Here is a 15,066-nt window from a genome sequence, read left to right as displayed (position 1 = left end):
TGTCCGAGACGAACTGCCGCAGCGATATCGGATCGATGAGAACCTCAATATCAGTCGAACCTGGACGCATCTCGTTCCCGAAGACATTACGATCGCACTGGCGTGCCTGACCTCCATCAGGCCGTTGCGTCTTCGGGCACTTCCTCCCGTTCATGCTGCCGACAGGCGCGCAGAGGTCGACGCCGATCAGGGCTATTCTGGTCTCATCGCTCCGCTTGGATTTACACCTCCCGCACCTCCAATGTACGACCTGGAGCGCGTCGGCACGGCTCCGGGCCTGGTACGCTGGGAAGACCTCATCGCGATTGCGCGACGTTTCGATGACATCGACGTCACGGCCGGGCGTCAGCAGCCTTCGGAAAGCCGCTGGTTTAACCGGCTGCACGATGCCCAGGGAAACCCAACGGCAGTGCTCATGGAGCGAGGCAGCGACGGACTGGTGTTCGCCGAGGCTATTGACCTAACGGGACTGAAGCATCTGATTGGTCTTCCCGGCGCTGGAAAGACCACGCTCCTGCATTTGCTGGCAGGATACCTGTCAGCACAGGGCTATTCGGTCTGCTTCCTCTTCCCTTCTATCGAAGTGGCGAGCGGCTTCATCGAGACGCTGGCCCGCTACGAAGTACCAGCTGGACTTCTTTCGGGGCAAAGCGAGACAGCACGTACCAAACACGTGCTCAACTTTGCAACCGCACTGGCGAACCAGAACCACGGTTATGGAGTCACGCGCGAGATCGCGCCGTTCTTCGCGACAAACTGCGCCCTTGCGGGCTTTGCCAGCGACGAAGACGTCGAATTTCCACACACAAACCCGCCGTGCCTCCAGGTGATGCAACGTCCGGAGACAGGAAAGCGTGCGCGTCGGCACCGATGCGCGCTCTCATCCGTGTGTGGCTTGCAGCACGGTGAGCGGATGCTCGGCAGCGCAACGATCTGGGCCGGTCACATCCTCTCGACGGACCGCCGCGTGTCGCCACTTTATACCGATGCGGAAGTCAGACACTTCGAGTATCTGGCGCGGACCTTTGATGTACTCGTCGTCGACGAGTGCGACGGCGCCCAGACCAATCTGGACGGGCGCGGCACACCTATGCTTAAACTGTCAGGCGACTACGATTCGCTCTGGAGTACGTTGATCCGCGACCTGCACGATCCCGCTGCGCGTGGAAACAATGCGTTCGTGGCCGGCGTTACTGTGCCTTCCCTGCTGGAGATGACCGGTCGCTTCGGACGTGCCACGGAAAGACTTGTGTCCCATCTGCTGCATCTCCCTCCTGCTTTTCGCAAGGCCCATGCGAATGTACTGCTGACGTCGCTGTCGATCATCTCGGACATGTTTGCGGTTGACGACGAGTGGGATGACGCGAGAAGGGATTTGTTCGTGGAGGCACGGCGGGCGTTTGAAGGTGTATTCGATGCGGCCGTCAAGGTTGTGGCATTTCGCCATACACCGCTTCACGGTGATGAAGATGAGGGTATGAGTGACCTAGCCCGCACGCTTGATGAAGCCGCAAAGGCTACCAGTCAGAGCACCGAAGCGGTCCGGGACCTGTACGACCGGTTGCTTCATGCTATCGAAGTGTGGGAGCGCGACGGCAACGAGGCTGCCGTCCACGCCATTGCGAAAGTGCTGCGCACGGTACCCGGCCTGCCGACCAGCCACGATGATGAAACCTTCTACTGTTATACGACGCTTCTCGTCTCGGTTACGCTGCTCGTCCTTCAGCACTTTGGTCTTGCTCCCCACCTGCGCCTGATGAACACGATGGGGCTGGTAAGCGACAACGTCTTCGAGACGCGTTGTTCGCGAGACCAGCTCGGCGTTCTGCCCGAATCACTGATCGGTCGCCTTAGCGGAATACGCTACACCGTCAGCGAGGAAGGTAATGTGGACGTTTCTCACGTGGGATTTGCCGGAACCCCACGCCTGCTCCCTCAGCGCATGATCGAGATCGGAAAGGAGCGGGGCGAGGGCATGGCCGTACTCATGACGAGTGCGACCTCCCTGCTTGAGCAAAGCCCGAGCTTTCACATTGGCGTCGGACCTCATTACGTTCTGCGCCGTCCAAACGCCGGTAGCGGGTGGGAGAAATCGAGGTACTGCTTCCTCCCGAAGCTCGATCCGCAGACGCAGATGCCGTTGCGCTTCAGCGGCGCGAAACTGCTGCAGAGGGAGCGCATCCTCAGAACGATCGTCGATCAGCTGCTGCGTCATGGCGTACTTTCCGACGTCGAGCAGGCGATTCTGAACAACGATGTCGTGGACGGAGCGGGGCGCAAGGCGGCCTTTGTCGTCAACTCGTACGAACAGTGCGAGCAGCTCTTTGACCACATTTACGCCAATCATCCATCCTGGCGCGGCCGTGTACGCTACCTCGTGCAACCGAAGATTCACGGGTCGCTTCACGATGCGGCCGTCACCGCTTCAGAGGTCGAAAGTCTGGGCGAAGACGAAAACTGGGATCTGCTGATCTTCCCGATGAGCGCGATCGGCCGAGGCGTGAACATCGTGTACCGCTTTGGCCCGCGGATCGACAAGGCGATGATCGGGTCACTCTTTTTCCTTACCCGGCCACACCCCCGCGGCGACAGCCTGCAGTTGATCCAGGGGCTCGTCGGAAGGGCTTCGGAAACGTTCGACCGTCGCAAGTTTGCCACCACGCAGGAGGCGCTGGGAGCGCTACGCGAGGCGAGGCGCAGGACGTCCTCAACCATTGAATATCTGCTGCGCATGCAACTTGTTGCGCAAAGATTAGGGGAGTATGCGGAGCCATTTGTGGCGGACCAGATGATCATGATCCTGCAGACAATCGGGAGGGCGATGCGCGGTGATTGCCCGGCCTTCGTGTACTTCGTGGATGCTGCCTGGGCGCCCAATTCTGCCAGGGGAATGCCCGACAACGACCGAACCTCGATGCTTGTGATGATGCAGACGATCCTCGCAAAGTGTCTCGCGCACCACGATCCAGCCGTGCGCGAGAGCTACCAGAATCTTTACCAGTCTTTCTCCGTGCCCATGGGCGCAATTGAAAACCTACTGAACGACCGACAGCATGTCTGAAGAGAAAACAATCACATGGACCCGCGTAGGCGGTCATACCGTGCGTGCGCCGATGCTTATCGGTCGCAAGATTTCGCCCGAATGGTTAAAGCAGGCAGTTTCGCTGGTCGAGTTCTCCTTCTCCGGTGAGCTCTTTAACAGCTTTTCGGCGATCTTGGCGTCCGCAAAGCAGGAGAAAAAGAACCTGCCAGTGACGTCGCTTCGCACGGCTCTCACGGCGGGGCTAGACAAGATAGTGCGTCTTGACCGTGACCTCGGTCTGCTCCCCGACGCAAACGGCAGACGTGGCAGCGCGATCGTGATGCTTCCAGACCTCAGTGAGGACGGAAACTACAGCGCCACGCGCGAGCGCATCGCACGCTATCTCAGCCGGTGGCTCATGAACGAGGTCGAGCCCTGGGCGGAGCGGCACAAGATGGGCGGCCTTGCGTCCCGTATGAAAGCCACCATCCGGTCGGAACTGATTGTGCCCACCGAAATCGAGGCCCCCCTGATCCGCGAAAGTGACGGGCAGCCCGATTTTCCGCTCATCGTGCGCATCATCGGTGGCAGCCTGATGGGCGAAGAACTCTTCGAAGGGCTAGGTGCATGTGAACTGGTGGCCAGTCCGGAGAGCCGATCCAACGCGATCGAACTGATGTCAATGCCGCAACGCGCAACCCGGGGTGACGATGTCTTCTCGATGGTAGCACGACTGACGGTCAGCACCATGCCATACAGCCGCGACCTTTTCCTGGGCGTCTCGGCAATGAAAAGAGTGTGGGCGAAAAAGGTGCCGTTTGCCCATGGCAAGATGCCAAGGCGTGTCACGGGATACGTGCTGGCCCCCGGACGACCCGCCGTCATGATACCGGTGGAGCGTGCAAAAACGGGCTGGGAGTTCGGCGAAGGTTACGCGGCGGCGCAGATCGAGTCACGTTCCGCGCTTCCCGATACGCTTGAGGAGGCAGTGCGTCGAAGGGAGTTCGACGAGCGCACCGGCTGGTGGGCAGGGCTCCCCGAATTGCCGACGCTCTTCAAGTTTGTTTCTCCCCGGACGGTCTTCGAGGGCGACGAAGCGCGACTACTGGAGACTGTTAGCGAAATCGTCGGCTACGCACTCGCCTCGCGTCCGATCGGCTTGCGCGAAATCGCAATCAATCGGAAAAAGCGCCCCTTGCAGGAAATGTTGCGTCTGACAGACCTCGAATTCGGTGCCGCCGGTGATTCGCTCGTGTCCGGCTCTGATGCGGAAGAAGTCGATGTAGACGACGATGAGTCGGGCGATGAAGGTACTACCGAGCGCATCACTTCGATCGCAGACTACCGTGAACAGAACATACGGGCGCTGAAGCTCTCTCACGGTGATAACAAGCCGATATTGTGGGTATTGTGCGACCTCGCACGCGAGCAGGAAATCATTGCCAACTCAGTTCAAACGCTTTTTGGTGACGCCGTAGAAATAAAGCTTGAGGCGCTGCCCGCTGGTACCCACGGTTTGCGCGCTGATCTGGACGGCGTAAACCTGAATGCGCGTGGGCGTTTCGACGAGCGCGTCAAACGCTGGCAGTTGGCGACGACGACGATCAGGCAGGTCAGCGGCACGCGACCCGTAATCGCGCTGATCTGCGCGCCAGACAAGTACAGGCAGCGCAACGAGGACGGTGTCAATTATTACGCTGGCATCCACGCGATGTCGTCGATCGGTGCGAACGTTCACCACCTTTTGCCTATCGAGGCGCCTGATGATCCGGCCGCCGAACAGGCATTCCTGCACCGTACCCAAAGCGCGCTCCTGGACGTCTTCCTCGCGCACTCGGGGATCATTTTCGGCACCCGCGAATTCGCGGCCCAACTATTGTCGCCGGAGCATATGCCTCGGTGTATCTACGGTCTGCAGGCCATACGCTCCCGCGCCAGATTCGGCAGCGGAGAGACCGGCTTCACCTTCCTGCTAAACACGCGCCTCGTGATCGAGACCGGTGTCACTGAGGTGCAGTTTATCTACAAGGGAGGCAAGGGTACGCAACGATCCGAATGGAAACCGCTGTCGGCGGGCCTGCAGTGGCTAGGCAGTCAGCGGCAGATGCACGCAGGAGATGACCGGTGGCTGAAAAGCATCTTCGAGGATGCGATCAGGGAAACGCTGCTTTCCATCCACGAGACCGATCCGTGTGCTGTGGTGCTGATCGACTGGCAGAGCGTGGCAGGTCTGTGGCGCGGAATCCGCGACACCGATCTGACAACGGGCGGTACGGTAAAGCTAGGAAGCGCTGATCTCGCACATTTCAAGGACATGAGCTTCGTGCGGCTGCGTCGTGGTGCGGACACACTGTCGTTGCGCTCGGAGGTGAAGGTCACCTACGAAGGGTGGCTAAGCAGTGACGAGCGCACCCATTCGGGCGAAACGTTCATCGATGCCTATTACAGCACCGGCAAATCGCTCGTTGAATTGTCAGAAGACGGTCCGGCCATCGAACGCGGCTATGGTCATTTCATGGCGACGATGGGCTATGCCAAGACCGTGCAGGTAAAACGCGGCCTTTCCTGCTACCGCGCGACTCCGCGCATGCAACAGATCGGGAAGGGAGCGAAGGAATACGCGCAGAAAATGATGGATCCTGCAGCATGGGATGCGTCGTTGCCCGCAAGTATGGAAATTACCGTACTGCGTGCGCCCCAAGGCGTGATGGCCCGGAATGTCGCCATGCTGGTGATGGGACTTCGCATCGGCTACGCCCACTATGATGACTGGACAACGCTACCTGCGCCGCTGTTCTTCCGCCGCAAGATCGAAGACTATGTGATCCGCTTTCCTGAGGATGAGGATGACGATCCACCGCCGTCGAATGAGGCAACACCGCCTGATGGCGGCGATGCAGCGGAAGAGAAGAATGAGTCGCCGGGTGCACGGACGTACGTCTCGCGCCTCATTGAAAATTCAGCGAAAACTGACAGTCTGACAGCGCAGGATGAGGTCGAACTGCCCGAGGTCAACCGGGCAGCGACCGCGAGCGATGAGACCGATCTCCTGACACGCGTCAAGCTGACGCCGATGCCGACGTTGCACGGTTCACGCGATCTGAGAGTCCGCCGGCTCGGACAACGCATGATGTACCAGGATGCCGGGGTGCGCGTTCGTGTCGAGTTGCCATACTGGATAAAAACCAAAGGCATATTCGGCGAGTTCAACACGACGGTTCGCAGAAAGGCCGCTTCTTACTGGAAGGCTTTACGCGACATGGGCGTGGTCAGGGAGCGTGCGCCCATGCCTCGTGAAAGTGAACTGCTCGACTGGATGGGGGCGCTGCTCCAGGTGCCGCAGTCAGCCATGGCACTTGCGCCAGCCTCAGATCTCATTGGAGGGCTGTCGTTCAGGCGTCTGCACGAACTCATCAATACTGCATATAACCCGGGTCGACCGACCGAAGAACAGTTTTTGGGCCACTCGCTCAAGCCGGCAGTGCTCGAGCAGTTAGCCGGATGGGCACAGCAGACACGTCATGATGAGCTGATGGGCTGGCTGATTTTCCTGGTGGCCCAATACCCCATCGGTGACTGGCGCGATGCCGTAATCGGAAATATCACTGATATTCCCGGACCATTGACCGAGGAGGCGCTGAAGTATTACCTCGACGTCGCGTCCGCGGTCAACGATGCCATTGCGCAGTGCGACCATCTCAACAAGTTTCAGACCATCCTCAGGCGTCGCCCCAAACCTGAGATGCAGGCAGTAGTTGACAGCCTCGCCGCCACCGAGGGCAGGGTGTCTGTGAACACCAACGAGGATTCGCTAGCCGCAAGCACGCCGGCAGATGCCGTCCCGCGCGAGTCACTGGCAGATGCCGGGCAGACCGACTCATTTGAACACGCAGATTCTGCAACACCGCAGCTACGGGAGATACAGATGGCGCACGCCAATACAGAGGCTGCCGAGACCTCCATCAAAGACGGCGATTCATCTGACGATGCCGTTTTCCTGAGTATCAGGTCAAGAATTGCAACGCAGGTCCAGAAGCTTGAACCCGGCACCACCGAATTTTCGGAATCTGTTGCCGAAATCAATGAGTTTCTCGTCACACTTGAGTTGATGCACCGCCGGGCGCTCGAACGAAAAAATGCTGCCCAGCAGGCACGCCAACGTCATTTGGCGCTGCTTGAGCGTAGCCAGCATCTCCTGTCGAAGATAAAGCCGCTCGAACTGCAGCTCGGGTTGGGAGCCGTGAGCTGCGTCGAGGACCTGGAGGACATGGACGTCGCCGAAGAAAGCATCGCGCGCATCGATGTGCTTGTCGGCGACATCGAGGCTCTCGACTCACAGATGAAGAAGATCGAGAGCATGCCGTCCACGCCCGTACTCGCGGAGCGGCAGAAGCGCAACCGGATTTTGTCAGAGACGGTCGACTCGATGCTGAGGAGCGCCGAGGAGCTGAAGGGGCTTGTGCTTCAGAGCCCTTGCTTTACGATGGCAACAGATACGGGCATTGACTCGTTGAGCGACGTCGGCGGGGACGTAAGCGAGGCGGCCGCGGTGATAGAACAAATCATGACTCAGCCCGCGGTCCCGACGTCGCCCGAGACCTACGAACCTGCACCGGCAGTCGATATGAGGGAGCCAGTTTTTCCTGGAGACGGTGACGCCGATCTGGCTGAGACCATGCTGGTAGAGTCGGAAGTCCGGCACGAGATTTCCGTGCCAGAGCAGAGTGACAATGACGTTCCTGTCGAAGACACTGCCGTTGGCCTTTCATCTGTAAGTGAGAATGGCGCGGCCGCAGGTGAGTCTTTGTCTGAGCACACAGGCCAGTCCTTCTCAGACAGCGATGCAGCCCATGAACTCGGCGTCAATTCGACGGCGCCAGACACCGTCGTGCCCGCGACCGATCAGGCTTCGGACGACCTCGATGAAGAGCTGGAAACTGCGCATCAGTTCGTCGAGAAGCACTCAGCCGTCTTGCACCGTCTTGTCGGGCGACGGCTCTATGGTCTTGCCACCGTGCACGTGGAGGCAATGAAGCCGGTTCTTGGAGAGATGGTACCCACTGAGACCAATACCCACTACGTCGTATTGCATGCGCTGGTCGAGTCTCTGTACAGGATGGACTGCCAGTTCGAGTTCGAAACACGGCTGGACCCGGCCCTCAAGGAGATGCTCATCACGCAGTCGCTGACAGGCAGCAGCCTCACCGATTCCGCATCGGTCGCGCTTGGCGTGCTTGCGGCCGGTCTCTCGAGCATGCTTTTTGACAGTTCAGACATCCAGTGGAACATCGGCCATGCGATCAGCGCTCCGCTGACTGGTCATCCGCGGCTCAGGGCGCTTATTGAACACATTGACACGATTCGCCAGCGCGGGCTGCAGTTGACCCGGGACATGTTCCTCGTTTCGCAGATTGGCGACAAAGAAGCATTGAAGCATGAACTGCAGCGCTTTCAGCACCGGGCCACGACCTGGAAAACAGCACCCGAGATTTACTCAAGCTGGAACCATCGCGGGTTCAAGGCGATGCATGAGGAGATGTTCAGTCCGAGGAGTCCGATTGGCTCATGCCTTGAGAGCATTACCAAAGGCGCGCCGGACAAGGTGAGTGCACACTACGAAGAAGCGCGCCGCAAGATGGATAAGCCTGCGGCGATGGTCGATGAAATTTTTCGCAAACTCGGCGAACGTACCCGTCCCGATGGCCTTTTCAGGTCTCGGGCGATCGAGAACATCGAAGTCACAAGAAAATTCATTGAGAGTTATCTCGACCACGCACGGCGCCAGGAAAACCCGAACGTCGAGCTCGTTAAAAGTACGCTGAGTTTTCTCGCGACTCTGCACCGGCATCTTGAGGACTCGCTGGTGGAGATCACCGCGATTGCAACGCGAGGCAACCTGGAAGCGTTCTATCGTGATGCAGCTATCTCGGCGATCAAGTGCGCATTGCGGCTTTATGACAACAATCAGGCCCCCGCGTGTATCCCGCAGGAAAAGCAGAAGCTGCTCATTCAGGCGCCGCTCGGTCGCGATCTCATGCCCGTGCTCGCCCCGGTTGACGAACACACGCCGGCACTTTGCGTACCCGCCGCAATCCTTGAAGAAACCGGGCGATGGGCGGGGGAAGGACTATCTATCGGGGCAGACGACGACAGTATAGATGAGGCGTTGAAAGAAGCGCTTCGCCAACACCTTGCGGCGCAGCGCTTCATCCCCGCCTTCCACATTGACTCGTGCCTCCCGCGCTCCATGCTCACCGCTGGCGACGCGCCCGTGCTTCGGCTTTACAACCAGCGCAAGACCGCCTTCAGCGCAGAACTGCAAAGGGCCCGACAGCGGGTCACTCATGCGATGACGCTATCTGCCCTGACACAGAACGAGGCCAACAGCATGCAGCGTGTGATCGAGGCAATGCAGGACTCCCTACGCCCGGAGAAGGGCATTGGTCACCCCTCCGCAGACGGCGTTATGTATGCGGACTTTCCTCAGGCGGCAGCAGTGTTGCGTCATCGTGTCCTGATGCCGCTGGCAGCGCGACTGAACGAAGTCGCCAGACGGCTGGAAGAGGATCTCAACGGATATGCTGAGGCAAACCGGGGACTTGCATCTTCCCAGGATATCCAGCGCATTCGCGCCATGCTGCAGTCGGACAACGCCGCCAGCCTGCGCACGGCTCACGATGCACTTGCGCTTCTGAAGGCAACGCACAAGCTTCCGGTTCGTCTTGGAGGCCGTGCGGATGTAGCGTTGGACTACGACCAGTTCATGAGCCGGGTCCATCAGTCGGTCCATAGCAATAAATCGCCGCTGGACGCACTGTGTACGGCGCTTGAGCAACCAGTTACCGAAGACGATCCGGAATGGTTGAAGGCGCTTTCCAGCGACGAGCGGGATGAGGCGGTTAAGCTCGTCAGAGCGTGGCTCGATCTGTTCGTAGGCCCACGCCAGAAGCTCTCCGGCGATAGCAGGCAACTGGAAACCGTTTTTCACCTGTTGGGGATCAACCATACACCGTCGACGATTCCGGAGCACGGCCGCACAAACCGCTTGCGCTTCGTGCTGCCAGACCGTTCGTTCACGTTCCCCACGACGGCTGACGACGAGATGTTTATACCGCCCGTGCTTGGGTCACGGGCTGTGCACATTCAAGGATTCATGATGTTCGGTCACTCGACCGAAAATGGTCTGCGTCAGCTCATGCATGAGATTGGCGGAACCCCGACCGTCGTGCTCGCCCGTGCGCGTCTGAACATGACGCGCCGGGCTCGTGTATGCGGCGCTGCGCCGGCGCTGCTGATCGATGACGAACTGGTGGCATATGTCGCGCTGCATCCTGGCGAGCGCCTGCAGGCGCTCATGCGGGTCGGCATGCTGAGCTTCAATACCAATCCGTACGACGACTACGGTGGCCGCCCGGTGCCAACGGAGATGTTCTTTGGGCGTCAGGTCGAGCTCGCCAAGCTTCGCGATGTGAAGAGTCTGGGCGTTCTCTACGGCGGGCGTCGCCTCGGGAAGTCCTCGCTCCTTGCACAAGTCGAACTTGAGACGCAAAGTACGCCCGGCATGTCCGCGGTGTATATCTCGATGGATACGATCGACTCGTCGACGAGTCATGTGCATGCTGCATGGAGTTTCGTGTACCGGAATCTACTTTCCCGGAAAATCATCGGCCCGATGTCGGGGCAACCGACGCAGTGGCAGCATATCAGGGACTGGATCGAGAAAGAGGTCCAGGGAAGGACTGACCTGAAATCCATCTATCTGCTGATCGATGAAGCCGACTCACTGATGGGGCGGGAGTTACGGCTCGCGAAGGGAGAAGTCGGATTTGTCCGAAGTCTCCAGCAGATGGTCGAAAACCTTCATCACGCATGCCACATCCGCTACGTGATCGCGGGCCTTCACAACATGACGCGGATGACCTCCGAGGAAAACTCGGTGCTCGGCAAGGCGGAAACGATCGCACTGGAACCGTTCAGTTCTGCGTCCGACATCCAGCGTGGTATCCGTCTCATCACCAAGCCGCTGGCAGCCATGGGTTTCCTTTTTTCGCATAGCGAGGAGGATCTTCCACTGCGCATCCTGTCTGTTTGCAACTTTTATCCGGCGTTCATCCAGCTTTACTGCAAGAGCCTTGTCGACCGGCTGATGAACCGCCGTCAGGATGCGAAGCCGCCGCTATATATCAGCGCAGACGATCTGGATGCGGTCGAGAATGACAGTTCGTTGCTGAGTGAACTGCGCCACAAGTTCGAACTGAACCTGAATCTCGACAAACGCTACAAGGCGATCGCGCTCCTGCTTGCGGATGTCTACTATTCCCAAAGCGCGTCGGGCCCATACGCAGGCCTCACGATCTCGGAAATCAGCGATCTTTGCGAAACCCTTGTACCGACCCATTTCGCGAACGCCGGGCCGGGCGTCTACGAGGCCCTGCTTGAGGAAATGATCAAACTCAACGTGCTGGAGCGGGTCAACACGCGCTATGTGCTACGGAACCCTAACATTGCCATGATGATGGGCGATGCCGATCGGGTAGCCCACAAGCTCGACGAGCTCGCCAAGGAGCCGCCGGAGGAAACGCGTAACCGCGGCGAGAGACGTGTCACCATGGATCACGGCACGAGCAGTATCCCGTTTCCTTTCCCGGTCGCCTGGGTGCGTCGTTACATGGACTCGTCGGACGGCGAACTGCTGGTGCTTACAGGAAATGAACTGAGCGGGATCGTGGAACTGAACAAACCGGCCGGCAGAGACGAATGGAAGATCGGCCAGGATGGCGTCTACACGATGATGCCGGGTATTGGCCCGATTTCCGCCAATGACTATCTGGTCAATTTGCGTCGAAACAGAGGAGCGCACCCGGTCAGACGCATTGTGGCAGTACGTCCGGCAGCCTGGAACACTGCCCACATTCCCGGCTTCGTGCAGGCTGCCCAGAAGGCCGCGAAGCAGAACCTCGACGTGCGTTTCGCGTTGCTCGCGATGCCGGAGCGCGCACTCGAGCTTGCGCAGGCTATCGAGGCGAAGAAAATTGACGCGGCTGGCTGGCGGGTCGTCCCGCTGCCCCAGTGGACCGAGGATGCCGTTTACTTCCGTCTGCAGGAAAACTCCGAGGTGTCGGAAAACTCCGATGCGCTATCGGCCCTTATCAGGGCATCGTGCGGATTCGATAAGGAAGTGCAGCGTGTGTGCAGCGCGACCATGACTGTTGACGACGCGCTCCGGGCGCCTGATCTCGCGAAGCGGGCCTTTGGAGAAAATCTGGATGAGTTCTACCGCCGCGTCAATCTCCCGGCGACTTTCGCGCCAGAGCGACGCGAAGCTGTGAACTCCTTCCTCGAAACAATCAAGGGAGCACCTCGCTTGTCGGCAGAAGTGGACGATGTGCGTGACATGCTCGGCGTGGCCCGGGCTGAGATGGAATTCCTCCACTGGATGGGCATTCTTCAGGAAGGCGCTGGTGGCACCTGGACTGTGCCGGAAATCTACTTCGAGCTTCTCACTGCCAGATAAGATGGACAAGCCAACTATCGTTCCCGAACTGTACTGGAATCTGCCAGGACCATGCGACTTCGTCACGCGCATCGAAGAGACGGCCGCGAGCTCTCGACTACTGTGGATAAACCTTCCCATCGACACCTTGCCCGGCACATGGGAGGGGGTCCAGCGTGGACTCAGGCATGGACATATCGAACGGATCGTTACGCTCAAAATCAGTGGCGGCACTGACATCGCGGCGGACGTCGGGGTTCATTTCGGCCGCAAGCATGTGACGGCGGCCGAACTGATCCTGCTGCAGGCGGACCGTCGCAGCGCCGTTATTCTCATGCCTGACGGACCTTCCGGAGTCGAGAACATTGAACGGTACGGGAGCACTTTTCTTCGGTCCATTGGCACAGGGGACGGTAACGTTCACATTGTGCTCGGCGTGCATGAGGAATCACTGCCGCGAGACGAACGGGAAGGGGGAGTTCAGGTAATCACGTTCGACGGAGGTCTCTCAGCCGATGAGATGGACGCGTATGTCTCCCTGCGCATGCTGTCGCGTCCCGGACCGGGAACGACCAGATTGTCGCGGGCTATCGTCGCTGAATTCGCTGGCTTCGATGTGGAGCTCGCAGAACGGATAATGCAGATGAGCGAGCCGCAGATCGTCAATATCATCGCTCATCTACAGCAGTTGATGAACGACACGCCGTCGCGATGGCGCAACCGGTCCTGGCTCATGCGAACCTGCTCAAATGCAGCACCAGAGGCAACCCACGTGCTCAACGACGCCTACATGGCAGAGCATGGCCGCCCCGAGGCCCGCGATGACGCGCTTAACCGGATCAGACGTCGATACTGGCGAGCGTGCGTAAAGACATTGACTCCTTGGCTTGAGGAGCGACGGCTGTCAGTCATTCGACGGTTCAGCAGCCAGCTGCAGCGGGAAGCTGCCTTGAACAACGGCAAGATTGCGCGCCCCATCGACCAGACGCGTGTCATGCTGATGGATCCGGACGAGCTCGAGTACAACAACATCGTCGGCATGTGCAAGCTGGGCAAGCTCGTGGCAACCACGACGGACGAAATCTGCGCCGAGCAGGTTTGCAGGCTCGCCAAGCCCGTGCGGGACGATATCGCGCATCTCCGGATGCCTAAACCGGGCGACGTAGGACAACTGATCCGCGAGATGGATCGCCTTCTTTCCAGTTAAGGCGGTGTTGGGTAGCGGGGACCAACTACGGCAGACGTTACGTCGGACGGGGCTACATTCTGCATTGATGCTCGTATAGCCGGAGCAATCGTATCGAAGCACTGAGTGCAGTGCTTCGGAACAAATCCCCGAATGTCGAACGGGCCAGAACGGCCGGGGAGCAAACTTGTGAATATGCAATTCAAGGGGGGCGAATTTGTGAATATCGAATAAAACCTGCCCGCATTCACATTTTAGCTCCGAAGCCCTGCCTGCACGCAGCCGTACCCGACAGTCTGTTCGTTCCCGCCGATTTTGATGGTCCGTCGCTGGCGAGCATCAACGTATGCCTCGTCGTCGGGCGGTCGCTCGCCCCGCACGCATAAGCCGATCGACAGCAAGCCGTTGTAATCACCTAAACAGCCGCCAACGGTTCCCACTCACCGGCTCCGCGGCAAGTTTTCTCGCCTCCGTCAACCGAGAAGTCGCCATGATCGCGGCCGGGCAAGAGACTTAACGTAAATCGCTTAGAAATGACACAACCTCGTCTGTGCGTTCTTTCTATGACGTAAATCCCTTAGAAAAGCCGACAACGGCATTTCTCAATGATTTCTGTCGAGTTTTCATAACGGTTTCTGTGAATGCACTCTGATGATTTTGCTTCCTGGCGACAACTCAGGCCAAGGACGATGCACGGGCTGTCAATCGTAGCTCGCCGGAGCGATTTCCGGCCGCTTGAGTCGCATTTTGCAAGCGACGTAAAAAACCTACTTAAATATGTGAAGCGCTTCTCGTACCTAATTTACGTACTCAAGGTAAATTTGCACCAAAACCGGGAAATCGGCCATGTTTCAGGAAAAATGGTTAGAAGCTTACGTTCACGGACTTCCGATGCCATTAACAGAATCCCCTCGGAAATGGCGCGTGGTTATCGATGCATTCTTTTTTCGACGTAAATCGCTCCGGAAAGACGCATACGCCATTTCCGAACGATTTCTGTCGAGTTTCCCGAACGATTTCTGTAAATGCACTCCGACATTTCTATTTAGCGGAAACGCGACATTTCTACTTTGGACCTACATCGCAAAAATTGATAAATTATGTTATGTCAAGTTGACGATACGAAGCGGCGGCAACGCAACCACCGCTCCCCACAGAACCTTCCGCCATCCCCGCAGCATCCGGACAATCAACCGTGTGACTGATCAGCACAAGACGCATTGCCTTCACCAGCGGCGCTCTCCGGCTTGCCGCCATCCTCAGGGGTATTCGTACCTTTCGTGCAATTTCTGGCGGTTGGTGTCTAAAAACGTTTATTTATCAATGGCTTGGTGAATTCGTGTTCTGAGGAAATGGTGCAGCACG

Annotated in this window: 3 protein-coding genes; all 3 read left to right on the top strand. The window is 58.5% G+C overall.

Annotated elements, in window-relative coordinates; translation table 11 throughout:
• The first annotated feature begins 913 nt into the window (after positions 1–913).
• The 3 genes from B0G77_RS42945 to B0G77_RS42935 are packed head-to-tail and all read left to right on the top strand — an operon-like array spanning position 914 to position 13,722.
• A complete protein-coding gene (locus B0G77_RS42945) occupies positions 914–3,061 on the top strand; it encodes a hypothetical protein (RefSeq protein ID WP_133667906.1) in 2,148 nt (715 codons plus the stop codon).
• Positions 3,054–12,536: an RNaseH domain-containing protein gene (locus B0G77_RS42940; RefSeq protein ID WP_133667905.1), complete on the top strand. Its 9,483-nt coding sequence runs from the start codon at positions 3,054–3,056 to the stop codon at positions 12,534–12,536. Before B0G77_RS42945 ends, B0G77_RS42940 begins: the two co-directional genes overlap by 8 nt.
• On the top strand, positions 12,484–13,722 hold the full coding sequence (locus B0G77_RS42935) for a hypothetical protein (RefSeq protein ID WP_133667904.1): 1,239 nt from the start codon (positions 12,484–12,486) through the stop codon (positions 13,720–13,722). The genes B0G77_RS42940 and B0G77_RS42935 overlap by 53 nt, the downstream gene beginning before the upstream one ends.
• Positions 13,723–15,066: the final 1,344 nt, after the last annotated feature.

The sequence above is a fragment of the Paraburkholderia sp. BL10I2N1 genome (genome assembly GCF_004361815.1).
Lineage (GTDB): Bacteria > Pseudomonadota > Gammaproteobacteria > Burkholderiales > Burkholderiaceae > Paraburkholderia.
Note: the sequence above shows the minus strand (reverse complement) of the source record. Positions and strands in the feature narration are given on the sequence as shown.

Bases quoted from the DNA above. Each gene is read 5' to 3' on its own strand.
- B0G77_RS42945 (WP_133667906.1), top strand. From the start codon at position 914: ATGCTCGGCAGCGCAACGATCTGGGCCGGTCACATCCTCTCGACGGAC.
- B0G77_RS42940 (WP_133667905.1), top strand. From the start codon at position 3,054: ATGTCTGAAGAGAAAACAATCACATGGACCCGCGTAGGCGGTCATACC.